Source organism: Pseudomonas sp. rhizo25 (assembly GCF_031931935.1).
GTDB lineage: Bacteria > Pseudomonadota > Gammaproteobacteria > Pseudomonadales > Pseudomonadaceae > Aquipseudomonas > Aquipseudomonas synxantha.
On the sequence record NZ_JAUJXA010000011.1, the window covers coordinates 31,344 to 57,962 of the forward strand.

Annotated in this window: 24 protein-coding genes; 6 read left to right on the forward strand and 18 right to left on the reverse strand. The window is 58.6% G+C overall.

What is annotated here, in order from left to right:
* Positions 1–39 precede the first annotated feature (39 nt).
* From aroA to fadD2, 4 genes are all read right to left on the reverse strand, one after another.
* Positions 40–1,392 carry a 3-phosphoshikimate 1-carboxyvinyltransferase gene (gene aroA / locus QZR30_RS21175; protein ID WP_046069251.1) on the reverse strand — a complete coding sequence of 451 codons (1,353 nt, stop codon included), beginning with the start codon at positions 1,390–1,392 and terminating at the stop codon, positions 40–42.
* A gap of 301 nt (positions 1,393–1,693) precedes the next feature.
* A complete protein-coding gene (locus QZR30_RS21180) occupies positions 1,694–2,482 on the reverse strand; it encodes an SDR family oxidoreductase (protein ID WP_046069252.1) in 789 nt (262 codons plus the stop codon).
* 176 nt (positions 2,483–2,658) lie between these two features.
* Positions 2,659–4,350 (reverse strand): long-chain-fatty-acid--CoA ligase FadD1, encoded by a 1,692-nt coding sequence (gene fadD1 / locus QZR30_RS21185; RefSeq protein WP_046069253.1) that lies wholly within the window; start codon positions 4,348–4,350, stop codon positions 2,659–2,661.
* A gap of 383 nt (positions 4,351–4,733) precedes the next feature.
* Positions 4,734–6,422 carry a long-chain-fatty-acid--CoA ligase FadD2 gene (gene fadD2 / locus QZR30_RS21190; RefSeq protein ID WP_311904091.1) on the reverse strand — a complete coding sequence of 563 codons (1,689 nt, stop codon included), beginning with the start codon at positions 6,420–6,422 and terminating at the stop codon, positions 4,734–4,736.
* A gap of 210 nt (positions 6,423–6,632) precedes the next feature.
* Here fadD2 and QZR30_RS21195 point away from each other — a divergent pair, with 210 nt between their 5' ends.
* Both QZR30_RS21195 and QZR30_RS21200 read left to right on the forward strand, forming a co-directional pair.
* Positions 6,633–7,577 carry an alpha/beta hydrolase gene (locus QZR30_RS21195; protein ID WP_046069255.1) on the forward strand — a complete coding sequence of 315 codons (945 nt, stop codon included), beginning with the start codon at positions 6,633–6,635 and terminating at the stop codon, positions 7,575–7,577.
* A 56-nt stretch (positions 7,578–7,633) separates the two neighbouring features.
* On the forward strand, positions 7,634–8,104 hold the full coding sequence (locus QZR30_RS21200) for a MaoC family dehydratase (RefSeq protein ID WP_015885544.1): 471 nt from the start codon (positions 7,634–7,636) through the stop codon (positions 8,102–8,104).
* 144 nt (positions 8,105–8,248) lie between these two features.
* On the opposite strand, the gene QZR30_RS21205 is transcribed toward QZR30_RS21200, so the two are convergent.
* Positions 8,249–8,716: a ferritin-like domain-containing protein gene (locus tag QZR30_RS21205; protein ID WP_003175720.1), complete on the reverse strand. Its 468-nt coding sequence runs from the start codon at positions 8,714–8,716 to the stop codon at positions 8,249–8,251.
* A 204-nt stretch (positions 8,717–8,920) separates the two neighbouring features.
* Between QZR30_RS21205 and QZR30_RS21210 the strand changes: the two genes are divergently transcribed.
* Both QZR30_RS21210 and QZR30_RS21215 read left to right on the forward strand, forming a co-directional pair.
* Complete coding sequence (locus QZR30_RS21210) at positions 8,921–9,157, forward strand: DUF3820 family protein (protein ID WP_311904092.1); 237 nt, start codon at positions 8,921–8,923, stop codon at positions 9,155–9,157.
* A 10-nt stretch (positions 9,158–9,167) separates the two neighbouring features.
* Positions 9,168–10,343 carry an aminotransferase class V-fold PLP-dependent enzyme gene (locus QZR30_RS21215; protein ID WP_046069256.1) on the forward strand — a complete coding sequence of 392 codons (1,176 nt, stop codon included), beginning with the start codon at positions 9,168–9,170 and terminating at the stop codon, positions 10,341–10,343.
* A 202-nt stretch (positions 10,344–10,545) separates the two neighbouring features.
* Here QZR30_RS21215 and QZR30_RS21220 read toward each other — a convergent pair whose 3' ends face one another.
* Genes QZR30_RS21220 through zwf form a run of 3 tightly spaced genes read right to left on the reverse strand, consistent with a single transcriptional unit; the run spans position 10,546 to position 13,395 of the window.
* Positions 10,546–11,211: a bifunctional 4-hydroxy-2-oxoglutarate aldolase/2-dehydro-3-deoxy-phosphogluconate aldolase gene (locus QZR30_RS21220; RefSeq protein WP_017735662.1), complete on the reverse strand. Its 666-nt coding sequence runs from the start codon at positions 11,209–11,211 to the stop codon at positions 10,546–10,548.
* A 17-nt stretch (positions 11,212–11,228) separates the two neighbouring features.
* Positions 11,229–11,942 (reverse strand): 6-phosphogluconolactonase, encoded by a 714-nt coding sequence (pgl, locus tag QZR30_RS21225; protein ID WP_046069258.1) that lies wholly within the window; start codon positions 11,940–11,942, stop codon positions 11,229–11,231.
* Positions 11,929–13,395, reverse strand: a complete 1,467-nt coding sequence (zwf, locus tag QZR30_RS21230) for a glucose-6-phosphate dehydrogenase (protein WP_046069259.1) — start codon at positions 13,393–13,395, stop codon at positions 11,929–11,931. Before zwf ends, pgl begins: the two co-directional genes overlap by 14 nt.
* Before the next feature lie 219 nt (positions 13,396–13,614).
* Here zwf and QZR30_RS21235 point away from each other — a divergent pair, with 219 nt between their 5' ends.
* The gene (locus QZR30_RS21235) at positions 13,615–14,475 is read left to right on the forward strand and encodes a MurR/RpiR family transcriptional regulator (protein WP_169856377.1); all 861 of its coding nucleotides are present in this window, start codon (positions 13,615–13,617) and stop codon (positions 14,473–14,475) included.
* Between the two features lie 121 nt (positions 14,476–14,596).
* Here the strand turns inward: QZR30_RS21235 and QZR30_RS21240 are convergent, their stop codons facing one another.
* The 10 genes from QZR30_RS21240 to QZR30_RS21285 form a co-directional block, all read right to left on the reverse strand.
* Complete coding sequence (locus QZR30_RS21240; protein ID WP_068967629.1) at positions 14,597–15,442, reverse strand: D-hexose-6-phosphate mutarotase; 846 nt, start codon at positions 15,440–15,442, stop codon at positions 14,597–14,599.
* A gap of 98 nt (positions 15,443–15,540) precedes the next feature.
* Positions 15,541–16,887, reverse strand: coding sequence for a carbohydrate porin (locus QZR30_RS21245; protein WP_043049030.1), 1,347 nt, complete (start codon positions 16,885–16,887; stop codon positions 15,541–15,543).
* Positions 16,888–16,972: 85 nt separating this feature from the next.
* Positions 16,973–18,133 (reverse strand): ABC transporter ATP-binding protein, encoded by a 1,161-nt coding sequence (locus QZR30_RS21250; RefSeq protein ID WP_046069261.1) that lies wholly within the window; start codon positions 18,131–18,133, stop codon positions 16,973–16,975.
* 2 nt (positions 18,134–18,135) lie between these two features.
* Positions 18,136–18,981 carry a carbohydrate ABC transporter permease gene (locus QZR30_RS21255; RefSeq protein ID WP_046069262.1) on the reverse strand — a complete coding sequence of 282 codons (846 nt, stop codon included), beginning with the start codon at positions 18,979–18,981 and terminating at the stop codon, positions 18,136–18,138.
* A complete protein-coding gene (locus QZR30_RS21260; protein ID WP_034115703.1) occupies positions 18,974–19,882 on the reverse strand; it encodes a carbohydrate ABC transporter permease in 909 nt (302 codons plus the stop codon). Before QZR30_RS21260 ends, QZR30_RS21255 begins: the two co-directional genes overlap by 8 nt.
* Positions 19,883–20,039: 157 nt before the next feature.
* The gene (locus tag QZR30_RS21265; RefSeq protein WP_046069263.1) at positions 20,040–21,326 is read right to left on the reverse strand and encodes an ABC transporter substrate-binding protein; all 1,287 of its coding nucleotides are present in this window, start codon (positions 21,324–21,326) and stop codon (positions 20,040–20,042) included.
* A gap of 104 nt (positions 21,327–21,430) precedes the next feature.
* Positions 21,431–22,690: a D-mannose isomerase gene (locus QZR30_RS21270; protein WP_059397462.1), complete on the reverse strand. Its 1,260-nt coding sequence runs from the start codon at positions 22,688–22,690 to the stop codon at positions 21,431–21,433.
* Between the two features lie 221 nt (positions 22,691–22,911).
* Complete coding sequence (locus QZR30_RS21275; protein WP_046069265.1) at positions 22,912–23,736, reverse strand: ATPase; 825 nt, start codon at positions 23,734–23,736, stop codon at positions 22,912–22,914.
* A gap of 127 nt (positions 23,737–23,863) precedes the next feature.
* Entirely contained in the window at positions 23,864–24,862 is a 999-nt protein-coding gene (locus tag QZR30_RS21280; protein WP_046069266.1) for an NAD-dependent epimerase/dehydratase family protein, read from the reverse strand.
* A 52-nt stretch (positions 24,863–24,914) separates the two neighbouring features.
* Positions 24,915–25,808: a LysR family transcriptional regulator ArgP gene (locus tag QZR30_RS21285; RefSeq protein ID WP_046069267.1), complete on the reverse strand. Its 894-nt coding sequence runs from the start codon at positions 25,806–25,808 to the stop codon at positions 24,915–24,917.
* Between the two features lie 100 nt (positions 25,809–25,908).
* Here QZR30_RS21285 and QZR30_RS21290 point away from each other — a divergent pair, with 100 nt between their 5' ends.
* Entirely contained in the window at positions 25,909–26,508 is a 600-nt protein-coding gene (locus QZR30_RS21290) for a LysE/ArgO family amino acid transporter (RefSeq protein ID WP_046069268.1), read from the forward strand.
* The last annotated feature ends 111 nt before the right edge of the window (positions 26,509–26,619 follow it).

Genomic DNA, 26,619 nt, shown 5'->3' on the forward strand with positions numbered 1-26,619 from the left:
GTAACCCGGTCACCCTCACTTTATTTCATGGATGATCAATCAGACCTCAACATGTTTGGCTGCTGTCGAAGACTCTTCAAATGACACGCCCAGGCGTTCAAACTCCTGGAAGAAGTCCGGAAAGGAACAGTGAACATCCTGATAGCCATCCAACTCGTTGATCTGTTGGCACCGCAGGGAGGCGACAAACAGCGACATGAAGATTCGATGGTCACCCCAGGCCGACAACACTGCGTCACCGGCGTAACTCGGTTCTCCACGAATAACGAAGCCGTCGTAAACGCCGTTTTTAAATAACGGCTCTATGGCCACGCCCATTTTTACCAGCTCAGTCACCATCGCTTCGATGCGTGGCGACTTGTGCAAGCGGGTAATGGAGCCGCCAGTGACCTTGAACTCGCCTTGCACATAAGCACCTATCGCCGCCAGCGTTGGCACAATATTAGGATAATCACTCGCATCAAAATGATATTCGCCTTTCAATTCGGCCAAGTTATTAATAATGCGCACTTCATTGGTAGCGTCATTAAATTCGACCTTTACCCCCAGCGCCTCGGCCACCTTAAGAATTGCACGCTCCCCCTGCAAACTCTTGCTGTTCATGTTTTTCAGGGTCAACGTACCGGGGAATATTATTCCAGCCGCAATCAAGTAGGACGAGGAAGTGTAATCACCGACTATCGTGTAGTTTGCACTCTGGTACTGACCTGGGTATACCTTGATCCGCGAATAGTCCGCGTTCACCTCAAAGGCAATCCCCGCTGTACCGAGTGTTTCCAGGGTTTGCTTGATATACGACAGCGACAGAATTTCACCACGGATATTGACCACCGTAGGTTGTTTGGCCAGAGGCGCGCAGAAAAGAATAGCGGTGATGAATTGCGAACTGATGTTGCCCTCAATCGTGCATTCCCCACCCTGATAGCCACCCCAATTGACGATAGGCGCCTTGCCACTGTGGTTGATGCATGAAATGTGTGCGCCCAGCCCTTCCAGCGCTACAAACAAGGGCTCCATGACACGTCCGCGCAGTACATCATCCCCGGTAATAACGGCCGGGGTCGTTGTAAAGCAGGTCAGCGCGGCAAACACTCGAAATACCAACCCGGAACCCAGCGCGTCGATCACTTTCTTTTCGGGCTTGATCAAGCCGCCGGTGCCCGTCACCACTAACCGCCCTGGTTGCTCTTCAATCACTGCGCCGATACTACGACAGGCCTTTTTCATTGTTTCGGTTTCGAGACAACGAAGGTCGTTGTAAATATAGGAAGTTCCTGATGCCAAGCTCGCGGCAATAATTGCCCGCTGCGTTTCAGGTTTTGAGGAGGGGATGGTAGCGATGTTGCCGATCGATGCAGTAGGAAAGACTTTCAAGCGTTTTTGGGTCGACATGCGTTGCTCCCTAAGACAGTAGATCCAACGTGATCGGCGAGTGGGCATAACACTCACCGGCTAGGCTGAAACATCTTGTTACAACCGCTTAAAAACCTAACCTAGGGATTGGAACGTTTCAAATAACAAAAAGGAATAAGATTGGATCCAATCTATGACGTGTTTTATTTTATTCTTTATTTTCAGGGCATTACGAACCACAAAAAAAAGACAAAACTCATAAAAAAACCGCCATTGCAGGCGGTTTAAAATTGGAAATCTTGAATAAGGCAGATGGCACAACGACACATATTGCTGTTCATTAGAAGATACCAGGGTATGCTCCACCATCAATAAGGAGGTTCTGCCCCGTCATATAGGCAGCCTGATGACTGCATAAAAATGCGCACAATGCAGCGAACTCAGCGGGGTCACCAAAGCGCCCCATGGGAATGCTCGCTAGACGACTTCCAGCCACCGCGTCGAAGGTTTTTCCTGAACGCTCTGCTGTCGCTTGAAGCGTGTGCTCCAGGCGTTGCGTCTTGAACGCTCCAGGTAAAATATTATTGATCGTGGTGTTTTTTGCAGCGAAGTCCTTTTGGCGTGCCAGGCCGGCAACGAAGCCTGTGAGCCCACACCGTACCGATGTTGAAAGCCCCAAGGCATCCAGGGGCGACTTGACCGCACCAGACGTTATATTAATGATGCGGCCGAAGCCTCGACTTGCCATTGCGTCGATCACCAACTTTATCAGCTCGATAGGCGCCAACATATTTGTGTCAATTGCTGAACGCCACTCGTCACCTGTCCATTCGCGAAAGTTTCCCGGCTTGGGCCCCCCGGCATTATTAATCAAAATATCAACTTGCGGCGCGGCATCGACCAATGATTGGCGAATCGATGGATCCGTAATATCTCCGATAACCGAGATGACTTCGACCTCCGGATTTCTTTGCTTCAAGCGTTGCGTGGCGGCTTGCAAGTCAACCGCGCCTCGCGCGTTGATCACGATGTTTACACCTTCGTCCGCAAGCGCCTGCGCACAGCTATAACCCAAGCCTTTACTGGCCGCACAGACGACTGCCCATTTGCCTCGAATCCCTAAGTCCATCATCACTCCTCGATCAGTGGTTCATCTTGCAAACCCGGGTATTAAAAACCCGCACTTGTCCATTCGATATCACAGATGTCCGCAGAGAAACAAGCAGGGTATTTCGCCTATAGAGAAGCAAAAAAATACCCCTCAGTGAGGGGTATTGTTCAAGTGCGGCAGGACGCTTGACTGAGCTATTTTTTAACGCCCAGTTTTTTCAACTCTTCATCACGCAGTTCGCGACGCAGGATCTTGCCCACGTTGGTGGTCGGCAGTGCATCGCGGAACTCCACGGCCTTGGGCACCTTGTAGCCGGTGACGTTGGCGCGCATGTGCTCCATGACTTGGTCCTTGGTCAGGGTGGCCCCTGGCTTGACCACGATGAAGAGCTTGATGTGCTCCCCGGATTTCTCATCCGGTACGCCGATGGCTGCGCATTGCAGTACCCCCGGCAAACCGGCCAGCACGTCCTCCAGCTCGTTGGGGTAGACGTTGAAGCCGGAGACCAGGATCATGTCTTTCTTGCGGTCGACAATGCGCATATAGCCATCGGGCTGGATGATCGCGATGTCGCCAGTCTTCAACCAGCCTTCACTGTCGAGCATCTCGGCCGTGGCGTCTTCGCGCTGCCAGTAGCCCTTCATCACTTGCGGGCCCTTGACGCACAGCTCGCCGGTTTCGCCCAGCGCCAGCTCGGTACCGTCGTCGGCGATGACTTTGCACACCGTGGACGGCACCGGAATGCCGATGGTACCGATCTGGATATTCTGGATCGGGTTGACCGTGGCCACCGGGCTGGTTTCGGTCATGCCGTAGCCTTCGCAGATGCTGCAGCCGGTCACCGCCTTCCAGCGCTCTGCCGCTGCCAGTTGCAACGCCATGCCGCCCGACAGGGTGACTTTCAGCGCTGAGAAATCCAGCTTGCGGAAGCCTTCGTTGTTGCACAGCGCTACAAACAGCGTGTTGAGGCCGACAAAACCGCTGAACTTCCACTTCGACAGTTCCTTGACCATCGCCGGCAGGTCACGCGGGTTGCTGATCAGGATGTTGTGGTTGCCGATCAGCATCATCGCCATGCAATGAAAGGTGAACGCATAGATGTGATACAGCGGCAGCGGCGTGATCAGGATCTCGCAACCTTCATTGAGGTTCGAGCCCATCAGCGCCTTGCACTGCAGCATGTTGGCGACGAGGTTGCGATGGGTCAGCATCGCGCCCTTGGCCACGCCGGTGGTGCCGCCGGTGTATTGCAACACCGCCACATCGCTGCTGGCCGGACTGGCGTCGTTGACCGCCTGGCCATGCCCCTTGGCCAGCACGTCGTTGAACTTGATCGCCTGGGGCAAGTGATAGGCCGGGACCATCTTCTTCACGTACTTGATCACGCTGTTGATCAGCAGACGCTTGAACGGCGACAGCAGGTCGGCAACTTCGGTGACGATTACATGCTTGACGGCGGTCTTGGGCACGACCTTTTCAGCCAGGTGCGCCATGTTGGCCAGGCAGACCAGAGCCTTGGCCCCGGAGTCATTGAATTGATGTTCCATTTCCCGCGCGGTGTACAGCGGGTTGGTGTTGACCACGATCAGGCCGGCACGGATGGCACCAAACACGGCGACCGGGTATTGCAGGACGTTGGGCAGTTGCACGGCGATTCGATCGCCGGGCTTCAAGTCGGTATGCTGTTGCAGGTACGCGGCGAAGGCGCCGGACAATTCGTACAGTTCACCGTAGGTGATTGTCTTGCCCAGGTTGCTGAAAGCCGGTTTGTTGGCGAAGCGCTGGCAGGACTGCTTCAGTACCGCCTGAATATTCGGATACTCGTCTGGATTGATTTGTGCAGCAATCCCGGCGGGGTACTTATCCTTCCAAAAGTCTTCATTCATGGAAGCCCACTCCTCAGCGACGCGAATTCATCATCGCATTTGATGCGATTATTATTGGTGTATGTCTTTTTAAGGTGAATCTGGCGCTTTCAAGCAGGCCGAGACGTCACAAAGCGCGCCGAGAGTAGCAGCTTTGCCAAGGGCCGCCTAGAGCCAAAAGAGGGCCCTACAGTCATAAACATGACTCAAGAACATCTAATGGTCATTTTTAGAGCAAAGATTCTATATCGCTGAAATCCGCTCTGGAATGGGCCTCACGGGTGACAAATAACAATTGTGGGAGGAGGCTAGCTCCCGATAGCGGTGGGCCAGTCAATTAACCAGGTGACTGACACTGCGCAATCGGGGGCAAGCCCCCTCCCACATTTTGACCCTATTTCAATTCAGGCTATGTCGCGTAGCTCCCGCCGCAGAATCTTGCCCACCGGCGTCATCGGCAACGACTCCCTCAGCACAATATGCTTGGGCACCTTGTAGCCCGTGAAGTTGGTCTTGCAGTACGCCTTCAACTCCTCAAGGCTCACCCCCTGGGCCCGTGCCACCACGAACAATTTCACCGCCTCACCCGTACGCTCATCCGGCACGCCGATCACCGCGCAGTTGGCTACGGCCGGGTGGGCCATCACCACGTCTTCGATTTCGTTGGGGTACACGTTGAAACCCGAGACGATGATCAAATCCTTCTTGCGATCCACAATACTGACGTAGCCATCGGTATCGATCACCGCAATGTCGCCGGTCTTGAGCCAGCCTTCGGCGTCCAGGGTCTCGGCGGTGGCGACCGGTTGCTGCCAATAGCCCTTCATCACCTGCGGCCCTTGGATGCACAGCTCGCCGCGTTCGCCCAGCGGCAGTTCGTGCCCCTCATCATCAATGACTTTTATTGCCGTACCGGGCACCGGAATGCCCACGGTGCCCAGGCGTGCCAGGCCGCCGTAGGGGTTGGTGCTGGCCACCGGTGAGGTTTCCGTGAGGCCGTAGCCTTCACCAATGGAGCAGCCGGTCAACGCCTTCCAGCGTTCAGCCGTGGCCTTGACCAGGGCGGTGCCGCCGGAATTGGTGATCTTGAGGTGGGAGAAATCCAGGTTCTTGAAGTCAGGGTGATCCATCAGCGCCACAAACAGGGTGTTGAGCCCCAAGAGGCAAGAAAATCGCCACTGCTTGAGTTCCTTGATAAAACCGCCAATGTCTCGAGGGTTGGTAATCAGCACATTGTGGTTGCCTGACACCATCATGCACATGCAGTTCGCGGTGAATGCGTAGATGTGGTACAGCGGCAGCGGGGCAATCATCACCTCCTGCCCTTCCTTGACCAGCGGGTGGCCGTCCTCGCCCAGTTGCGACATGCATGCGCGCACTTGCTGCATGTTCGCCACCAGGTTGCCGTGGGTGAGCATCGCGCCCTTGGCAAGGCCAGTGGTGCCACCGGTGTATTGCAGCACGGCGATATCGTCCAGGCTCACCGGATGCCGCGTCACGCCAAGCCCCGCGCCCATGCGCAAGGCGCGCTTGAACGACACCGCCCGTGGCAGGTGGTAGGCCGGGACCATCTTCTTCACCTTGTCGACGACGGTATTGACCAGCCAACCCTTGGCGGCGGGCATGAAGTCGCCCATCCTGGCTTCGATCAGGTAGTCGATCTCGGTGTCGGTGCAAACCTCCTGTACCCGCGAACCGAACAGGTTGAGGTAGACCAGCGCCCGCACGCCCGCGTCCTTGAACTGGTGACGCATTTCGCGCGGAGTGTACAGCGGGTTGGTATTGACCACGATCAGCCCGGCGCGCAGAGCGCCGAATACCGCCACCGGGTAATGCAGCACGTTGGGCATCTGCACCGCGATACGCTCGCCAGGCTTAAGGTCGGTGTGCTGCTGCAGGTAACCGGCAAACGCCGCACTTTGGCGCTCAAGCTCAGCGTAGGTCAGGGTAATGCCCATGTTGCTGAACGCCGGACGGTCGGCAAAAGTCTTGCAGGAACGCTCGAAGACCTCGATCACCGACTTGTAGGTGCTGAGGTCGATGGCATTGGGGACGCCCGCCGCGCGTTTGTCATTCCAGAAATCAGGTTGCATTATTCTTGTCCTCTTACCTGAATGTGTCCGGCCGCTCTATCCATTTATAAGAAGCGGAGCCTTGGGGACGTTAGCAGCTATGGCCAAACAGGCAAATATGCTTAATCGTGTCATTGATTGTATGAATCTTGCGGCTAACGTGTAGGCAGATACTGCGTCCCTCTGCCAATGAGCGATACACTGCAATGATTCTGAGCAAATGGAGTCGCCATGAACCACAGCACCTTCTGGCTGACCGCGAACGACCGCAGCCGCCTGTACGTCAATCAATGGATACCCGACGGGCTGCCCAAGGCCGTGCTGATGCTCGCCCATGGCATGGCCGAGCATAGTGGTCGTTATGCTCGCCTGGCCGAAGCCCTGTGCAGCGCAGGCTATGGCGTGTATGCGCTGGACCAGCGCGGCCATGGCCGTACTGCTGACGAGGGTACCTTGGGGCTCTACGCCGAAAAGGATGGCTGGAACAAGGTGGTGGGCGACCTGGCCAGCCTCAACCAGCACATTGGCCAGCAACAACCTGGCCTGCCGATTATTTTGCTTGGCCACAGCATGGGCAGCTACATCGCCCAGGGTTATCTGCTGCACCACAGTGCCAGCCTGCATGGAGCGATTCTTAGCGGTTCGAATTTCCAGCCGGTGGCGTTGTACACCGCAGCGCGGTTGATCGCTCGTATCGAACGCCTGCGCCAGGGTGCGCGCGGCCGCAGTGCGCTGATCGAGTTCCTGTCGTTCGGCTCGTTCAACAAAGCGTTCAAGCCCACCCGCACGGCATTCGACTGGCTCAGCCGCGACCCTGATGAAGTCGACAAGTACATCAACGACCCACTGTGCGGCTTCCGTTGCACCAACCAGCTGTGGATCGACCTGCTCGGCGGCTTGCAGCAAATCAGTAAAGCGTCCAATCTCGCCCAGATCGACCCGGGCCTGCCGATCCTGGTGATAGGCGGCGAATGTGATCCGGTGAGCGAAGGCAAGCGTCTCAAGGATCTGGCCCATGCCCTGCGTGAAGCCGGCTGCCAGAACGTGCAGTTGAATCTCTACCCGCAGGCGCGGCACGAAGTGTTCAACGAAACCAACCGCGCTGAAGTCACAGCGGATGTATTGACCTGGCTCGACCAGGCCCTGGCCCTGCGCAGGCCGGCCCGCTGCGAATAATTTTTCGTTTAAAATCAGTTAATTAATTACCGCTTAGCCACAGGATGCAGCTTTAGATGACCCAGGTAACCAACACCCCGTATGAAGCCCTCGAAGTCGGTCAGACGGCCAGCTACAGCAAGTTGGTAGAAGAGCGCGATATCCAGCTGTTCGCCGCCATGTCCGGCGACCACAACCCCGTGCACCTGGATGCCGAATACGCCAAGGCGACCATGTTCAAGGAGCGTATTGCCCACGGCATGTTCAGCGGCGCGTTGATCAGTGCAGCCGTGGCCTGCGAGCTGCCTGGGCCGGGCACTATCTACATCGGCCAGCAGATGACCTTCCAAAAGCCGGTCAAGATCGGCGACACCCTGACCGTGCGCCTGGAAATCCTCGAAAAGCTGCCAAAGTTTCGTGTGCGCATTGCCACTCGGGTGTTCAACCAGCGTGATGAACTGGTGGTGGATGGCGAAGCGGAGATTCTGGCGCCGCGCAAACAGCAGGTTGTGACCCTGACTGAGTTGCCGCCGATCAGCATCGGCTGAGGCTGACTGCAATTTTAGAATCTGCACAATGCAAAAATGTGGCAGGGGGCTTGCCCCCGATGGCGGTAAATCAGTCACCTATTGAGTGATTGACTCACCGCAATCGGGAGCAAGCCCCCTCCCACAGTCGTTACAGTGCAGGTCTTACGACTGAGCGCGAGCCTGGTTACGCAGGGCTTTCACTTGGTCGTGGTTGCGCTGTACGCCATGGTACTGACGCTCTACCAGGTCACGAATGCCCAGCAGGTTGTGCTTGTTGATCTTCTCGATCGCTTCACGGTAAGCCTTGAGTGCGTGGTCTTCACCGCGTTCAGCTTCGTTCAGCACGGCCTCTTCGTCTTTGCCGGTAACCATCGACTTCACGTCGACCCAACCACGGTGCAGAGCACCGGCCACGCTGCCGGAATCTTCCGGATCGCCGCCCAGGGCACGCACTGCAGTTTTCAGTTCAGCGGCGGCAGTTGCGCAATCAGCGGAGCGCTTGGCGAACAGGGCCTTGAGTTCTGGATGCTTGATATCTTCAGCACATTCCTTGAAACCCTTTTGGCCGTCGATGCTGGTCTCGATCAGGTCGTTGAGTACGGAGATCGATTCTTTATTGATGTCAGTCATTTTTCAATTCCTTATACGGGTTAGAAGGTTGTCTTGGTTATTGCAGTGCCCGTGCCAGGTTTTTAAAAACAAAAATAATGTTAAATTTCAATAAGTTACGATTTATTGAACCATCTGTATTGACGTTATTTGCATGATCTGTCATTTGGCCTTCATGCAGAATGCCTGTATTTTCGAAGACGTCGCCTCAACTGCATGATGCTTATGAACCCCGAAAAACTCGAATTGCTGATCACCCGTGAAATGCCCTTCGGCAAATACAAGGGCCGGATCATCGCCGACTTGCCCGGGCCTTACCTGAACTGGTTCGCCCGCGAAGGTTTCCCGCACGGTGAATTGGGCAGCTTGCTGGCCCTGATGCAGGAAATCGACCACAACGGCTTGTCTGAACTGCTCGAACCGCTGCGTGCTAAACACGGTAAACCCGCCCCTCGTCATTAAGAGACTCGCCATGCCAAGGAATGCTGATAACGAACCCCACTGGCGCGCCATCGCCGAGCGCTTTGACCTGGAGCCTGGGCCGATCAACCTGGAAAATGGTTATTTCGGGCGCATGAGCCGTGCAGTACAGGCGCAGTACCTTGAACACATCAGCTATATCAACCGCAGCAACTCGGTGTATGTGCGCCAGCGCTTTGAGCAGGGTGAAAATATCCAGATCCGCCGCCAATTGGCCGCACTGATCGATGTCGATCCGCAGGCGCTCGCCTTCACCCGCAACGCCACCGAAGCCTTGCAATCGCTGATCCGCAACTACAACCGCCTGCAACCAGGCGATCAGGTATTGATCAGTGATTTGGAGTACGACACGGTCAAGGGGGCCATGCGCTGGCTTGCAAGCGTCCGTGGCGTGGAGGTGATCGAGGTATCACACACCCATCCGGCCAGCTTCGACAGCCTGGTACGGACTTATCGCGAAGCGTTCTTGCAGTACCCGCGCATCAAGCTGATGGCCCTGACCCATGTCACCCATCGCACCGGCCTGGTAATGCCCGTTGCAGCCATTGCCGGGGCTGCACGTGAACAGGCTATCGATGTGATCCTCGACGGCGCGCACGCGCTTGGCCAGATCGAGTTCAACCTGGCCGAACTGGGCATTCAATTCGCCGGTTTCAACCTGCATAAATGGATCGGCGCGCCGCTGACCCTGGGCTTTATGTATATCGCCCCGGAACGCCTGGCCGATATCGATCCGGACATGGGCGAGTTTCACTACCCGGCCACAGATGTGCGCGCGCGTACGTCCTACAGCACGCCGAATTTTCCCGCGCTGATGACCTTGCCATTAGTGTTTGAAGAACATCGACAATTGGGCGGCGCTGCCGCCAAGGGCGCACGGGTGAATTACCTGCGCGATCTGTGGGTAAGCCAGGTAAGGCCATTGCCGGGGATCGAAGTGCTGACGCCGGATGATCCGCGACTGTATTGCGGGATCACAGCGTTCAAGTTCATCGGGCGGGATCAGCAGGTGATGGTGGACAGGTTGCTCAAGGAACACGATCTGTTTGTCACCACGCGCACGGGGGCTGCGTTTGGCACCTGTATCCGGGTGACGCCGGGGTTGCTGACGTCGGCAGTGGATATCGGCGTACTGGTCAACGCCATTACCGAGCTAAGCAAAGATTAAACTGTGGGAGGGGGCTTGCTCCCGATTGCGGTGTGTCAGTTACCAGACGCTGTGGCTGATCTACCGCTATCGGGAGCAAGCCCCCTCCCACAGTTTTTCGGTGAGCCTGAAGATTTTCTACGGGCAAAAAAAAGCGGCGCACCGACCAAGTGCACCGCAAAAATGCCGTTAAAGCACAGCAACAACGATTCGGTAAATCAACTCAATCCAGCAGCGCCAGCGCCTCGGCGGTGACTTCCTGGATGCGCGCCCAGTCGCCGTTCTTGATCCACTCAGGGTCAAGCATCCAGCTACCGCCCACGCACATCACGTTTTTCAACGCCATGTAGCTCTTGATATTGGCCGGGCCGACGCCGCCGGTCGGGCAGAACTTCACTTCGCCAAACGGGCCGCCAAGGGCCTTGATGGCCGCGACGCCGCCGCTGACTTCGGCTGGGAACAGCTTGAAGCGGCGATAACCCAGGCCATAGCCTTCCATGATGCCCGAAGCGTTGCTGATCCCAGGCAGCAGCGGGATCGGGCTGTGTACCGAGGCTTCCAGCAGGTCGCGGGTGATGCCGGGGGTAACGATAAATTGCGAGCCGGCCACTTCAGCCGCTTCGAGCATATGGCGGTCAAGCACGGTGCCGGCGCCGGTGCACAGCTCAGGACGCTGTTCACGCAATACCTGAATGGCCTTGAGGCCAAATTCCGAACGCAAGGTCACTTCCAATGCGGTCAAACCGCCGGCTGCCAGGGCGTCGGCCAGCGGCAGGATGTCCTGTTCGCGGGCAATAGTGATCACCGGCAGGATCCGCGCCTTGGCGCAGAGGCTGTCGATCAAGGCAACTTTATCCGCCATGGACACGGTCGGTTGAGGGCTTTTCATAGCGGCTGATCCTTGGCTCATGGGCACCAGTAAATCTCTAGAGTAGGTTGCAAAAACGCGCGAATCGGCATGGCAGCAACATCGTCACTGGCCAGGGCGGCGCTCAAGGTGGTCAATTTCGAACTGCCGGAAATCGACAGCACGGTGTAGTTGGCCGTGGCCAGCAAGGCGCGACTCATGGTCAGGCGCTGATGTGGCACGGTGGGCGCCAGCATCGGCCAGCAACGGCGGGTTCCGTCGGCCTTAAGCGCCTCGCCCAGGTTCGGACTGTTGGGGAACAGCGATGCGGTGTGGCCGTCATCGCCCATGCCCAATACCAGCACATCAATAGCTGGCAATTCGGCCAGCAGGCGATCAGCCTGCTCGGCAGCGTCTTCAAGATTAGCGGCAGCGCTGTACAGACTGATGAACCTGGCCTTGGCCGCCGGGCCTTGCAGCAGGTGTTGCTTTAACAGGCCGGCGTTGCTGTCGGCGTGCTCTACCGGCACCCAGCGTTCATCAGCCAGGGTGACGGTGACCTTGGACCAGTCCAGGCCCTGCTTGGCCAGGTTCTGGAAAAACGCCACAGGGCTGCGGCCACCGGACACCACCAAGGTCGCCTCGCCACGGGCACTGATGGCCGCGCGCAGTTGCTCGGCCACGTCATTGGCCAGGCCATCGGCCAGCAGCACAGGCGTACGATACTCATGGGCAGTCACGCCCTGAGGCAGTTTCAATTCAGATATCGCCATACCACGACCTCCCATCCCGCGTGATCAGTGCAATCGAGCTCATCGGCCCCCAGGACCCCGCCGCATACGGCTTGGGCGCATCGCCGGACTTCTTCCAGCCGGCGATCAACTGGTCGCACCACTTCCACGCGGCTTCGATTTCATCTTTGCGAACAAACAGGTTCTGATTGCCGCGCATTACTTCCAACAGCAAACGCTCGTAGGCATCGGGGATCCGTGCGCTGCGATAGGTGTCGGAAAAATTCAGTTGCAGTGGCCCGCTGCGCAGTTGCATGCCCTTGTCCAGGCCTTGCTCCTTGGTCATCACTCGTAAGGAAATACCTTCGTCCGGCTGCAGGCGGATGATCAGCTTGTTGCTGATCTGCAGGCGCTGCTCGGGAGCGAAGATGTAGTGGGACGGTTCCTTGAAATGGATGACGATCTGCGACAGCTTTTGCGGCATGCGCTTGCCGGTGCGCAGGTAGAACGGCACCCCGGCCCAACGCCAGTTGCGGATATCGGCACGCAGGGCGACGAAAGTCTCGGTGTCGCTCTGGGTGTTGGAATTGTCTTCTTCCAGGTAGCCCGGCACGGCTTTGCCGGCGCTGTAGCCGGCGATGTACTGGCCGCGCACCACCTGGGTGGTCAGGCCCTCGGGGCTGATCGGCGCCAGGGCCTTGAGCACCTTGACCTTCTCGTCACGGATGCTGTCGGCGGACAGGTCGGCCGGCGGGTCCATGGCAATCAGGCAAAGCAGTTGCAACAAGTGGTTCTGGATCATGTCCCGCAGCTGGCCAGCCTTGTCGAAGTAGCCCCAACGGCCTTCGATGCCGACCTGCTCGGCCACGGTAATTTCCACATGGGAGATGTAGTTCTGGTTCCACTGGGTTTCGAACAGGCTATTGGCGAAACGCAGGGCGATCAGGTTCTGGACGGTCTCTTTGCCCAGGTAGTGGTCGATGCGATAGGTGCGGTTTTCCGGGAAAAACTGCGCCACGGCGTCGTTGACCTTGCGCGAGGACTCCAGGTCCGAACCGATGGGCTTTTCCAGCACCACACGGGTGTTGTCCGCCAGGCCGACCTTGGCCAGGTTCTCGCAGATCGCGCCGTACACCGCCGCCGGGGTAGCGAAATAGGCAATCAGGCGTTGTTCGCTGCCAACGTTCTCGGCCAGGGCGACGTAGTCGTCAGCCTTCATGAAGTCGACATGCACATAGGCCAGGCGCGCGAGGAAGCGCGTGGTCACGGCTTCGTCGAGTTCCTTGCCGACGTACTTACGCAATTGTGTTTCGATATGGGCCAAGTGTTGCTGCTCGCTACCGGCTTCACGGGCCAGGGCCAGGATGCGCGTGTCGTCGTGCAGCAACCCGGCACCATCGAGTTGATAGAGAGCAGGAAATAACTTGCGCAGCGCCAGATCACCCAAGGCGCCAAACAGGGCAAAGGTGCAGGGTTCTACGGTTATCGAAGGCATGATGTTTGTTCTTTTATCAAGTTAAGCTACAAATACCTTTTTTCAAGGCATCACTCAAGGAAAAATGTAGTAATAACCACAACATTTTCCCGAAAAACGCATTCCGAGTGGTGGTGTTCAGCTACCCTCAGTAGGATAGGCCACCGCAAACGGCCACTCATCGATTGGTCACTGCCCCTTATTTGCATCGTCGCCCGAAGGAAAGACTGAATGGACCGCGTGCGAAATCTTCTGGAACAGATCCGGAACCGCCTCGAAGAATTGAACAAGGCCGAGCGCAAAGTCGCTGAAGTCATCCTGCTCAACCCGCAGCAGGCCACCCGCTTCTCGATTGCCGCCCTCGCCCAGGCCGCCTCGGTCAGTGAACCGACGGTCAACCGCTTCTGCCGTTCGTTCGGCGTCAGCGGTTACCCTGAACTTAAATTGCAGCTGGCGCAAAGCCTGGCCAGCGGCGCTGCGTATGTCAGCCGGGCCGTGGAGGCTGATGATAACCCCGAAGCCTACACCCAGAAGATCTTTGGCAGCGCCATTGCGTCCCTGGACAGCGCGTGCCAGGCCCTGGACCCGGCCCTGATCAGCAAGGCCGTGGACTTGTTGATCCAGGCGCGGCAGATCCACTTCTTCGGCCTCGGGGCTTCGGCACCGGTGGCGATGGATGCGCTGCACAAGTTTTTCCGTTTCAACCTGGCGGTGACCGCTCATGCGGATGTGCTGATGCAGCGCATGATCGCTTCGGTGGCCCACACCGGTGAGTTGTTCGTGATCATTTCCTACACCGGGCGTACCCGTGAACTGGTAGAAGTAGCGCGTATTGCCCGGGAAAACGGTGCTTCGGTACTGGGTGTCACCGCCGAGAACTCGCCGCTGGCCAAGGCCAGTACAGTGAGCCTGAACATCCCCTTGCCCGAAGATACCGACATCTATATGCCGATGACTTCGCGGATCATCCAGTTGACGGTGCTGGATGTGCTGGCGACCGGCATGACCCTGCGCCGCGGGGTGGATTTCCAGCCGCATTTGCGCAAGATCAAAGAGAGCTTGAATGACAGCCGGTATCCGGTGGGGGACGAGTTCAACTAGGCCTGGACTTGTGTTGGCTGCACTGGCCTCATCGGGAGCAAGCCCCCTCCCACATTTGAAGGTATTCACAAATCAAACTGTGGGAGGGGGCTTGCTCCCGATAGGGCCCTCAGCCATACACCTAAACCCCAGCCCTGGCCTGCAAACTCAAATGCGCCCTCTCCCCCGGCGCCAGGCTGGCCCCGGCCATCGCCGACTCTACGCACACAAACCCCGACGCCTCGTTAAAGCTCACGCCCAACAGCGGTCGGCTACCTGGGTGCCACACCACCGTGTCGGCGCTGTCGCCGGTGTCGATGCACAGTTCGCGCTGCCAGGCATGGTCCTTGAGCTGCAATTCGCCCTCATGCTGGAACACCCGCTGGCAACCGCCATCGACCCTTAGTTCGCCTTCCTGCTGGCAAACCTGACGGTTGAGCTGATCATAACCTTGCGCGCCGTCGAGTCCAGACAGCGCTACCTCATCAACGTGACCAATACGCCAGTAGGCGTGCAATGCATGGCTCAGCTGGCACGGCAGTTCGTCCTGATGCTCAGTGCTCAGGCGCAGGTCCAGGGTTTCGCCCAGGTGCGCGTGCAAGTCAACCTGCCAGTCACACAGCTGCAATTGCCAGTGCAGGCGCACGCCGTCGTCGTCGGTACTGCTGTCGAGCAGCTTCCAGTCGATCAAGCGCGCCCAACCATGGGAAGGCCAGGCGTTTTCGCTGGGATGGCGGCCATACCAGGGCCAGCACACCGGCACGCCACCACGAATGGCACCGACTTGCGGCCATTTGGCGGCGCACCACAGCCAGGGCTTCTGGCCCGTGGGTTGAAAGTGCAGCAATTGCGCGCCCTGACGACTGAACACCGCCTGGCACAGGGGATGGTCGATCACCAACACGTCGCGCATCTGAAAGCGTTCCCAGGCGAACACTGGACGTTCGCGCAGGGATTTGAAAAAGCGTTGCAGCGGTTGCTCATGCATGTGCCCAGGTCCCGAATATCACAGTGCAACCCAAAAAAAAGCGGATAGCCATGGCTACCCGCAAATGCGCACAGAGAGAGGAGCTTATCGCAACAGCGTTAGAACGTAGACTGAATTTTCAGGCCGGCGACCAAGGCGTTGTCGACTTTATCCACGCCGCCAGGCTGGACTACGTATTGCAGGTTAGGACGCACGGTCAGCCAGTTGGTGACATGGAAACCGTAGTTGAGTTCGACGTTGTACTCGGTCTCACGAATGGGCGTGTACAGCGGATTGTCATAGTCGCTGACACCATTGGCGGCGTTGAGCAGCTGGGAGTTCTTCTTCACGTCATCGTTGACATGCAGGCGAGCAACGCCAATGCCGACGTCATCTTTTGGACGCGCGTCGAATGGGCCTTTGTACACCAGCATCAACGACTGGTAGTTGTCGACCAGGTTGGTTTCCTTGTCGTGGAAGGTCGCGTTGGCAGCGATGTTCAAGCCACGGGAAGCGTCGCCGTTATGCGTGGTCAGTTGCTGTTGCGCAACGAACCAGTAACCTTTCTTGCTGCTACGGGTACGGAAGTCTGCGCCAGAAAGGACAGCATCGCCGCCGTTGACGTCTTCACGGACATCCGGGGCATCGGCGGCGCTCTTGTAGAAGCCCACACGGTATTCGCCCGGCAGGTTATTAACCTTCGGCGACCAGACCAATTCAACCGGAATCACAGTACCTTTGGTACCGCTACCGCTGAGTTTGAAGCCGTTGCCGTGCTCCAGCTGCGATGGGTTCTGGTTGTAGGCGCCGATTTGCGCATACAGCTCAGGCGTGATGTTGTACTTCACGCGGATCGCGGCCTGGGCAACCGGCCAGTTGTACCAGGTGTTGACGTAGTTACCCACCTGGGAGCCACAGAACGACAGGTTCTGGAAGTCGCACGGGAAGGTGTTGAAGTCTTCGCCTTCACCAAAGTAGCCGAGTTTCACGTCCAACTTGTTGTCGAACATCTGGTGCTGAATCCAGAACTGGGTCAGACGTACCATGTGGCCACGACCGTAGACTTCCTGGGACGAGCTCAAGGTGCCGGCACGCGGGTCACCAATACGGTCATTGGAGATGTTCTGACCATTACGATTGGTCAACTGGATCTTGGCCTGAGTGTTATCCCAGCCCCACAGTTTTTGCAGGTCCAGTGCCACGCCAAGACCAAACTGGTCAGAGTAGCGACCGGTCTTGTCGTCGTTGTAGCCGCCGTGGGCGTTGTAGCCCATTTCCCCAACGTAGTCGGCCTTGATGTCGATACCTTGCTCGATCAGCTTGGTACGCTCGCCGCCCCAATCGCCGGTCATCCACTTGGAATCGGCGCTGAACGCATCGGCCGCCATCGCATTGGCGGACAATACAAGGGCTGCTGCTGCTGACAGTTGGCAGATCAGCCGAGTGTTGTTGTGTTGCTTTTTCATCCCTACATCCTCGTCTTTATTGTTATTAAACTGTTTTTATCTAACGCGGGTTACATTTTTTAACTAAAACAACTGCTTATCTGCTTCAGCGACCCTTGAACTGGGTCACGTTGTCGGCATGCCCCTGTGCCGGCAGTGAAGCAGCGGTACCCAGTCGCTCACCGGTCTTGGCGTCAAACAGCAACACCTTGGCCGGGTCGAATTGCAGGGTCAGGGTCTCGCCTACCTGCGGCGCCACGTCCGGCGCCAGGCGGCAGCAGACCTTGGTGTCGTTGAGCTGCACGAATACCAGGGTGTCCGGGCCGGTCGGCTCGGTAACCTGGACTTCGGCACGAATGCTCGATGCACTGCTGCCCTCACCCGCCGCCAACATGATTTGCTCCGGGCGCAGGCCCAGGATCACATCGCGGTCTTCAAGGCCGGCGTCCGTCACGTTCAGCGCCAGTTCGCAACGGGCCTGGCCGCTGTCGAGCAGCGCCACCAGGCGACCGTCCTTGCGTTGCAAGCGCAGAGGCACGAAGTTCATCGGCGGCGAACCGATAAAACTCGCAACGAACTGGTTGGCAGGGTTGTTGTAGATCTCTTTCGGCGTACCGAACTGCTGGATGATGCCGTCCTTCATCACTGCCACCTTGTCGCCCAGGGTCATCGCTTCGATCTGGTCGTGGGTGACGTAGACGGTGGTGGTTTTCAGGCGCTGGTGCATCAGTTTCATTTCGGTGCGCATCTCGACGCGCAGCTTGGCGTCGAGGTTGGACAGTGGTTCGTCGAACAGGTAGATCTTCGGCCGACGCGCCAGGGCACGGCCCATGGCCACACGCTGTTGCTGGCCGCCGGACAACTGGCCGGGCTTGCGGTTGAGCAGGTGTTCGATCTGCAACAGCTTGGCCACCCGTGCTACTTCGGTGTCGATATCGGCCTGGGGCATCTTGCGGATTTTCAGGCCGAACTCGATGTTCTCGCGCACGCTCATGGTCGGGTACAACGCGTAGGACTGGAACACCATGGCGATGTCACGGTCCTTGGGGCTCATGCCGCTCACGTCTTGATCACCGATCATGATCGCGCCGCCGCTGATGGTCTCAAGGCCGGCGATGCAGTTCATCAGCGTGGATTTGCCGCAACCCGACGGACCGACCAGGATCAGGAACTCGCCTTCCTTGATCGACAGTTCGATGTTCTTCAAGGTGTCGGGCAGGCCGGCGCCATAGGTCTTGTTTACATTGCGAAGTTCAAGCGTAGCCATGATTACCCCTTGACCGCGCCGGCCGTAAGGCCGCGCACGAAATACTTGCCTGCGATCACATAGACCAGCAGGGTCGGCAGCCCGGCGATCATCGCCGCCGCCATATCCACGTTATATTCCTTGGCCCCGGTGCTGGTATTGACCAGGTTGTTCAGCGCCACCGTAATGGGCTGGGAGTCGCCGCTGGAGAACACCACGCCGAACAGGAAGTCGTTCCAGATCTGGGTGAACTGCCAGATCAGGCAGACCATGATGATCGGTGTCGACATCGGCAGGATGATCTGGCGGAAGATAGTGAAGAACCCCGCACCGTCCAGGCGTGCTGCCTTGATCAGCGCATCCGGGATGCTTACGTAGTAGTTACGGAAAAACAGCGTGGTAAACGCCAGGCCGTAGACCACGTGCACAAACACCAGGCCGGTGGTGGTGCTGGCCAGGCCCATCTTGCCGAGGGTGAACGACGCCGGCAGCAGCACGGTCTGGAACGGCAGGAAGCAGCCGAACAGCAACAGCCCGAAGAACAGCTGCGACCCCTTGAAGCGCCAGAACGACAGCACATAGCCGTTCAAGGCACCGATGGCGGTGGAAATCAGTACCGCCGGCACGGTGATCTTGATCGAGTTCCAGAAGTAGCCATCCACAGTGGCCCAGGCCTTGACCCAGCCGATGCCGCTGACCACGGTCGGCCAGCTCAGCAGGTTGCCGGTGCTGATGTCTTCAGGGGTCTTGAAGCTGGTGAGCAGCATCACCACCAGCGGTACCAGGTACAGCAGCACCGCCAGGATCAGCACCGCGTAGATCGCGATGCGGCTCAGGCTGATGGCAGGTTTGGCAACGAGACTAGTCATTACGCTTGGTCCTCAGCTCGGAATACAGGTACGGCACGATGATCGCGAGGATCGCACCGAGCATCAGGATTGCACTGGCCGAGCCCATGCCCATCTGGCCACGACTGAAGGTGAACGAGTACATGAACATGGCCGGCAGGTCGGACGAATAGCCCGGGCCGCCGGCAGTCATGGCGGCCACCAGGTCAAAGCTCTTGATCGCAATGTGCGCCAGGATCATTACCGCACTGAAAAACACCGGACGCAGGCTGGGCAGCACCACGCTCCAATAGATGCGCGGCAGGCTGGCACCGTCGATCTGGGCGGCGCGGATGATCGACTGGTCGACGCCGCGCAGGCCGGCCAGGAACATCGCCATGATAAAGCCCGAGGCTTGCCACACGGCAGCAATCACCAGGCAATAGACCACGCGGTCCGGGTCGATCAGCCAATCGAGACGGAAGCCTTCCCAGCCCCAATCACGCAGGAGTTTGTCCAGGCCCATGCCCGGGTTGAGCAGCCATTTCCAGGCGGTACCGGTGACGATCATCGAGAGCGCCATCGGGTACAGGTAAATGGTGCGGATAAAACCTTCACGGCGGATTTTCTGGTCGAGGAAGATCGCCAGCGTCACCCCGATCACCAGGGTGATGCCAATGAACATGCCGCCGAATACGGCCAGGTTCTTGCTCGCGACCCACCAACGGTCGTTGTCGAACAACCGCTCATACTGCGCCAGGCCCGCCCACTTGTAGCTGGGCAGGAACGTGGAGGTGGTGAACGACAGCACGAACGTCCAAAGGATGTAGCCGTAAAAGCCCACCAGCACGATGAACATGCTCGGCGCCAGCACCAGTTTAGGCAGCCAGCGTTGCAGTGCATCGAACGGCGAGGCCTTGCTGAATACAGCAACAGAACTCATGGGAAAATCCAGTACAGGGAAAAAGGACTAACAGGTGAACCGAACCCTGTAGGGGCGAGCTTGCTCGCGAAGGACTTCAACGATAGCGCGTGCATCCAGGATGAACGCGGTGACCTTGAGTTTTTCGCGCGCAAGCTCGCTCCTACAGATAGCTGCGTTACTTGGCCGACTTGATCGCCGCGCCAAGCTTCTTGGCGGTGTCGGCCGGGTCGGCTTTCGGGTCATTGATGTAGTTGGTCACCACGTCAAAGAACGCACCTTGCACCGCCAGGGTAGTGGCCATGTTGTGCGCCATGCTTGGCTGCAGGCCGCCGGTCTTGGCGTCGGTCAGGAAGTCCTTGGCGGCGGTCTGGGCGCAGGAGTCGAAGCCGTAGGAATCCATTTTGTTCAGCATGTCGTTACGCACAGGGATCGAGCCCTTGTTGATGCTGAACACCTTCTGGAAGTTTTCACCCAGCACGACTTTGGCGATGTCCTGCTGACCCGCGGCAGTGCCTTTGTCTTTCTGCTTGAACACCGCCAGGGAGTCGATGTTGTAGGTGAAGGCTTTGTCGGTGCCCGGGAAGGCTACGCACTCGTAGTCCTTGCCGGCGACTTTCTTGGCCGCAGTCCACTCGGACTTGGCCCAGTCACCCATGATCTGCATGCCGGCCTTGCCGTTGATGACCTTGCCGGCCTCGAGGTTCCAGTCCTGGCCTTTACCGTCGACGTCCATGTAGGTCGCGACTTTCTTCAGCTCGGTGAGGGCCTTGACCATTTCCGGGCCGGTCAGCGCGCCGTTATCCAGGTCGACCAGGGCTTTCTTGTAGCCATCGGCGCCCATCACCGACAGCACCACCGCTTCGAACACGGTGCTGTCCTGCCAAGGCTGGCCGCCGTGGGCGAGCGCAATGAAGCCCGCAGCTTTTAGCTTGTCGCCGGCTGCGTAGAATTCTTCGAGGGTGGTGGGGTTCTTGGTGATGCCGGCTTTCTTGAAGACTTCCGGGTTGATCCACAGCCAGTTCACCCGGTGGATGTTGACCGGTACGGCAACGTAGTCACCGTCGTACTTGACGGTGTCGGAGACTTTCTTGTCGAGCAAAGAATCCCATTTTTCTGCTTTGGCGACGTCCTTGAGCACGTCGGTATCGAGCAGACCGGTGGACGCCCATTCCTGGATGTCGGGGCCCTTGATCTGGGCAACACCTGGTGGGTTGCCGGCGACCGCGCGGCTTTTCAGCACGGTCATCGCGGTGGCGCCACCGCCACCTGCTACGGCACCGTCTTTCCAGGTGAAACCGTCTTTCTCAACTTGGGCCTTCAGCACATCCACAGCCGCTTTCTCACCGCCTGAGGTCCACCAATGCACCACTTCAACCGTACCTTTGGAGTCGGCGGCAAATGCACTGAGGGGAAACAACGAGGCAATGGAAATAGCGACGGCGAGGCGATTAATCGCGTTCATCTGAGTACCTTTTCTTGTTGTTATGCATGCAAGTCTAGAGCTTGCGCTGCACGGAGTTTAAACATGGATTTGCAGGGTGCAGGTAACAAAGGGACGTACAAATGTCACCACTTGGTGACATAAACACCCTGAGCTAAAGCGCTGGTCATGCTGGGCGACAAGGGTAGCGCCGGCAGCACCACCGCTTGCCAGGCATGGTACAGGTCCGGTTTGCCACCCCAGATCTTGCTGCTGGGCTGGTTGTGGGGGCTGAGCTCGTGGTGCCAGCTGCCGTTGTGGCGGTCGATAAAGTGGGTTTCGCAGAACTCCCAGATTCGGCGGTACCAGGTTTCGTAATGCAGCTCGCCGGTACGCTTGAGCAGGGCTTGCGCGGCGGCGCTGGCTTCGGCGTGGGTCCAGTGCAGACGCTCGCGTACCACCGGGCGATGGTTCCAGTCCAGGGTGTAGACGATGCCGGCAGCGCCATCCACCGCCCAGGCGTATTCACAGGCACTGGCAAACAGGTTTTTTGCGTCGCTTACCAGCCAGTCTGGCGTGCTGAGCCCTGCCTGCAGGCGCGAGGCTTCAAGGTGCAACACCAGGCGGGCCCATTCGAAACCGTGGCCGGGGGTGATGCCATAAGGGCGAAAGCCATCGGCAGGGTTATCTTCGTTGTAGTCGAGCAGTGGCTTCCACTGCGCGTCGAAATGCTCGATCACCATGAACTGGTTGCCGGCGGCATGGGTGTGGATCACCCGCTCGACGATACGTAGTGCACGATCCAGCCAACGGCTGTCACCGGTCACATCAGCCAGCGCAAGGAAGGCTTCGGTCGCATGCATGTTGCTGTTGGCGCCGCGATAGGCTTCGACGCCGCTCCAGTCCTGGGCGAAGGATTCGAGCATGACGCCCTCCTCCTCGCTCCAGAAAAACTGGTCGATGATATGGATGGCGTCGTTCAATAAGGCCTGTGCACCGGGCGCGCCGGCCACTGCGGCAGAGCTGGCGGCCAGGGCGACGAAGGCATGCAGGTAAGCTGCCTTGCCGGTGTTGCCATCAAGGGCGTCGGGAGCGGCGAACCAGCCACCGTGCTCACTGTCGCGCAGCGGCCCGCCAAGGGCCTCGACACCATGGGCCACCAACTCGGCATAACCAGGCAGGCCCATGGCATGGGCCATGGCGAAACTGTGGGTCATACGGGCGGTGTTCATGGTCTCGGCGTGGGCGTCGGCCGGCAGTTGGCCTTTATCGTCCAGGTTGCCGAAACCGTCCGGCAAACGCGATGCCTTGGCAAACGCCAGCAGGCGCTGGCCTTCGGCGGCGAGCCAGGCGTGATGGGCAGGTGCGTTCAGCCAACTGCTGGCAGGCAGTGGTTGGGTGGTCATGGGTAGCCCTTATTGTTTTTTGTGGGATGACCGGAGTCTAAACAAGGGCGCGGGAGGGGCAAGTAACGAAGGGGAAAAGAAATGTCACCGCTTGGTGACAATCCATGTAGGAGCGAGCTTGCTCGCGAAAAGCTAACAAGCACCGCGTTTATCCAGGATAACCTGCGTAATCGTTAACGTTTTTCGCTAGCAAGCTCGCTCCTACAGAGGACGATTGGTGGTCACTGACCCAGCGGTGTGGCCGCAGCAGGCGCATTCAGGCGCTGGTTCAGATTCTGCACCTGGCTTTGCAAGGTGGTGATATTGCGGGTGGTCTGGATGCGGAACACGTCGAACTCCTTGTTGGTCGGCGCATCGAGGTTGGCAGGCTGGTTTTCCTGGGCGCTCTTGAGTACCAGCACGTCCTGCTCGAGGCGGGCGATGGCCGCGCTTGGGTTGCCCTGCTTTTTCAAGGCCGCCACCTCGGTGGACAGGTCCTTGATCTCGCCTTGCGCCGCCTTGAGCGTCGCAACGGCATCGGTCAGGGCCTGCACCTCGCCTTGCAACTTGGCGTTCGCCGCCGTCAGCTCGGTGGTGCTGGCGGTCATCTGGGCCAAACGGCTGTCCAGTTCGGTGGCTTGGCCAGCCACGCCCAGCTGTTGCTTGTTCTGCTCCTGCAACTGGTCCTGCAACTGCTTAATCTGCAGTTTCAACGCTTCGCTGCCGTTGTTCACGTTGGCTTCACTGGCTACCACCTTGCCGGAAATAGCCTGCAGGCGCCCCGCCGCTTCCTCGCTGATCCGCGCAAAGCTTTCCTGGGTGGCGACCAACTGCTGGCCCATCAGCGAAATCTGCTGGAAGCTCCACCAGGCGAGGCCAGCAAAGGCGATCAACAGTGCGCCGACCAATGCCCACAATGGGCCGGTGCTGGCGCTCTTGACCTTGACCACGGGCGTCGCGCGCGAGCGCACCGACGTGGCGGGGGTCGACACGAAATCATCGTCGTCCCCATGGTCGGCCCGCAGGGTGGGAACGTTGTCGAGATCGTCATTTGCATCGTTACGCATGAATCTACCCTGAATCAATGAGGTGGCTGGCTGCAAAGCCGAGCGGCAGGAGTATAAACCGCACTCCCGGCGCATGGATCGACCCGGAACCTGGAATTCGGTTCCCGGTGTGTTGCTGGTTATGAGCTTATTTGAAGCCCGGGTCCTGAGCCTTCCACCAGCTGCAGAACTCGTCGAGCGCGGCCCACAGGCTGACCTTGGGCTCATAGTCGAGATAATGCCTGGCGCGGCTGATATCGAGGGTGAAATCCTTGTTCATCACCTGCATGCCCAGGCGCGATAACGCCGGCTCCGGCCGCCCCGGCCACATGGCGCAAAATGCCTCATTCAAGGCTGCCACGCTGTAGGACAAACCGTAGGATCGATACCGGGTCACTTGGGGCAGTTCCATTTGCCGCATTACATAGTTGACCACGTCCCACACCGGCACCGGCGCACCGTTGCTGATGTTGTAGGCCTTGCCCAACGCCGAACCGGGGGCGAGCAGGCTGCTGAGCAACGCTTCATTAAGATTATGCACACTGGTGAAGTCGACCTTGTTCAGGCCGTCGCCCACGATAGCCAGGCGATTTTTGCGCTGCATCTTCAACAAGCGCGGGAAGATGCTCATGTCGCCGGCACCGGTAACGAAACGCGGACGCAATGCCAGCACTTCAAGGCCGAACTCCTGGGCCCCGAAGACTTTCTGCTCGGCCAGGTATTTGGTGGCGGCATAGGGATGCTTGAAACGCTTGGGCACTTGCTCTTCGGTGAGCCCCAAATGATCGCGGCCATCGAAGTAGATAGACGGCGACGACAGGTGCACCAGGCGCCCGACGCGCTGCTTGAGGCAGGCTTCGACCACGTTTTCGGTGACCAGCACATTACCCTGGTGGAAGTCCTGGTACTTGCCCCACAGCCCGACGGCACCGGCACAATGCACCACGGCTTCGACATCGCGGCACAGGTCGCGTACCAGGTCGGCATCATTCAAATCACCCTGGATAAACTCGGCACCACGCCGTACCAGGTGTTCCACACCTTCGGCGCGCCGCCCGTTGACCCGCACATCCAGGCCCTGCTCAAGGGCGAAGCGCGCAAAGCGCCCGCCGATGAAGCCGCTTGCGCCGGTGACCAGAATTTTCATGTAGTACTCCGTGTTCTTTCGTTTTTCATCGCTGTTGCCTTGACGCCTGCCGCTACTCCAACGGCACCAACCATTGGCCACACGCCTGGGCCAGATGGTCGGTCAACAGGCCTAACAACTGCCCGCCACTGCGCCAATGATGCCAGTACAGCGGCACATCGATGGGCTTATCTGGCAATAACTCGACCAATGCGCCGGTTTCAAGCTGGTCACGCACCTGCAATTCGGGCACCAGGCCCCAGCCCAGGCCGGCTTCCGTCAGGCGGATAAAGCCTTCGGATGACGGGCATAGATGGTGTTCAAAACCACCATTCACCCCAAGAGAGGCCAGGTAGCGGTGTTGCAGGAAATCATCCGGGCCAAACACCAGCGCAGGTGTGCGCGCCAATTGATCGGCCCGCACGCCCTCGGGAAAATGCCTGGCAATGAAGGCTGGGCTCGCCAGCGCGCGATAACGCATGGCACCCAGCAACAGGCTGCGCGCACCGGCCACCGGGCGCTCGCTGGCGCAGATACAAGCTGCCACTTCACCGGCACGCATGCGCTTGAGGCCAACCGTCTGGTCTTCCACCACCAGGTCCAGCAGCAAGTGCTGTTCGGCGCAGAAGTCGCTGACGGCCTCTGCCCACCAGGTGGCGAGGCTGTCGGCATTCAGGGCGATGCGCAGGCGTTCGGGCATGCCCTCCTCGTCAAGGGCCGGCACCTGGCTTTGCAGGTCGCGCTCGAGCAAGCGCACCTGTTGCACATGGTTGAGCAAGCGCCGACCGATATCGGTGGGCGTCGGCGGCGAAGCGCGCACCAGCACCGGCTGGCCGATACGGCCCTCCAGCAATTTGATGCGCTGGGAGATGGCCGACTGCGACAACCCCAATACATGGGCGCCACGTTCAAAGCCGGCCTGTTCCACCACCGCCGCCAGGGCAGACAACAACTTATAGTCGAACATCAGTTTCTCTAATGAGCGATCAGCAATATTGGTTTTTCTTATACAGGCACGATGCGCATCATAGCCAGCACCGTTTGAGCATTCACAAGGATCCTTCAGTATGTGGCAGAGCTATATGAACGGATTGCTGGTGGCCCTCGGGCTGATCATGGCAATCGGAACGCAGAACGCATTCGTCCTCGCGCAAAGCCTGCGCCGCGAGCATCATTTGCCCGTCGCGGCTTTGTGCGTGATCTGCGATGCGCTGCTGGTGGCCGCCGGAGTGTTCGGCCTGGCCACTGTCCTGGCCCAGAGCCCGATACTGCTGGCGGTGGCGCGCTGGGGCGGTGCGGCGTTCCTGCTCTGGTACGGCGCGTGCGCGCTGCGCAGGGCCTGTTCGAAGCAAAGCCTGGATCAGGGAGCCAGCCTCAAGACCCGCTCGTTGCGCGCCGTCCTGTTGAGCGCGCTGGCGGTGACCCTGCTTAATCCCCATGTGTACTTGGACACCGTCCTGCTGATCGGCTCCCTGGGCGCGCAACAAACAGAGCCGGGCGCCTACGTGGCCGGCGCAGCCAGTGCATCGTTCCTGTGGTTCACCACCCTGGCGCTCGGCGCGGCTTGGCTGTCGCCCTGGCTGGCACGCCCGGCCACCTGGCGCCTGCTGGACCTGCTGGTCGCGGTGATGATGTTCACTGTGGCCTATCAATTGATCAGCGCCTGACAAATATTCCAAAACGCTCTGGAACCTCTATCCCACACAGTTGTTGCGTGGTTATGCCGCACCCCCGGTGCTATGATCAGACCCCTGCGCCGCAAAGAGTACAAACTCCCC

Coding starts and splice junctions, on each gene's coding strand:
- QZR30_RS21285 (WP_046069267.1), bottom strand. CDS start 25,808: ATGTTCGACTATAAGTTGTTGTCTGCCCTGGCGGCGGTGGTGGAACAG.
- QZR30_RS21265 (WP_046069263.1), bottom strand. CDS start 21,326: ATGAACGCGATTAATCGCCTCGCCGTCGCTATTTCCATTGCCTCGTTG.
- QZR30_RS21270 (WP_059397462.1), bottom strand. CDS start 22,690: ATGACCACCCAACCACTGCCTGCCAGCAGTTGGCTGAACGCACCTGCC.
- QZR30_RS21250 (WP_046069261.1), bottom strand. CDS start 18,133: ATGGCTACGCTTGAACTTCGCAATGTAAACAAGACCTATGGCGCCGGC.
- fadD1 (WP_046069253.1), bottom strand. CDS start 4,350: ATGAATGAAGACTTTTGGAAGGATAAGTACCCCGCCGGGATTGCTGCA.
- QZR30_RS21260 (WP_034115703.1), bottom strand. CDS start 19,882: ATGAGTTCTGTTGCTGTATTCAGCAAGGCCTCGCCGTTCGATGCACTG.
- QZR30_RS21255 (WP_046069262.1), bottom strand. CDS start 18,981: ATGACTAGTCTCGTTGCCAAACCTGCCATCAGCCTGAGCCGCATCGCG.
- QZR30_RS21205 (WP_003175720.1), bottom strand. CDS start 8,716: ATGACTGACATCAATAAAGAATCGATCTCCGTACTCAACGACCTGATC.
- QZR30_RS21200 (WP_015885544.1), top strand. CDS start 7,634: ATGACCCAGGTAACCAACACCCCGTATGAAGCCCTCGAAGTCGGTCAG.
- zwf (WP_046069259.1), bottom strand. CDS start 13,395: ATGCCTTCGATAACCGTAGAACCCTGCACCTTTGCCCTGTTTGGCGCC.
- QZR30_RS21245 (WP_043049030.1), bottom strand. CDS start 16,887: ATGAAAAAGCAACACAACAACACTCGGCTGATCTGCCAACTGTCAGCA.
- QZR30_RS21220 (WP_017735662.1), bottom strand. CDS start 11,211: ATGAAAAGCCCTCAACCGACCGTGTCCATGGCGGATAAAGTTGCCTTG.
- QZR30_RS21275 (WP_046069265.1), bottom strand. CDS start 23,736: ATGCGTAACGATGCAAATGACGATCTCGACAACGTTCCCACCCTGCGG.
- QZR30_RS21215 (WP_046069256.1), top strand. CDS start 9,168: ATGCCAAGGAATGCTGATAACGAACCCCACTGGCGCGCCATCGCCGAG.
- QZR30_RS21240 (WP_068967629.1), bottom strand. CDS start 15,442: ATGCATGAGCAACCGCTGCAACGCTTTTTCAAATCCCTGCGCGAACGT.
- QZR30_RS21210 (WP_311904092.1), top strand. CDS start 8,921: ATGAACCCCGAAAAACTCGAATTGCTGATCACCCGTGAAATGCCCTTC.
- QZR30_RS21180 (WP_046069252.1), bottom strand. CDS start 2,482: ATGGACTTAGGGATTCGAGGCAAATGGGCAGTCGTCTGTGCGGCCAGT.
- QZR30_RS21290 (WP_046069268.1), top strand. CDS start 25,909: ATGTGGCAGAGCTATATGAACGGATTGCTGGTGGCCCTCGGGCTGATC.
- pgl (WP_046069258.1), bottom strand. CDS start 11,942: ATGGCGATATCTGAATTGAAACTGCCTCAGGGCGTGACTGCCCATGAG.
- QZR30_RS21280 (WP_046069266.1), bottom strand. CDS start 24,862: ATGAAAATTCTGGTCACCGGCGCAAGCGGCTTCATCGGCGGGCGCTTT.
- fadD2 (WP_311904091.1), bottom strand. CDS start 6,422: ATGCAACCTGATTTCTGGAATGACAAACGCGCGGCGGGCGTCCCCAAT.
- aroA (WP_046069251.1), bottom strand. CDS start 1,392: ATGTCGACCCAAAAACGCTTGAAAGTCTTTCCTACTGCATCGATCGGC.
- QZR30_RS21195 (WP_046069255.1), top strand. CDS start 6,633: ATGAACCACAGCACCTTCTGGCTGACCGCGAACGACCGCAGCCGCCTG.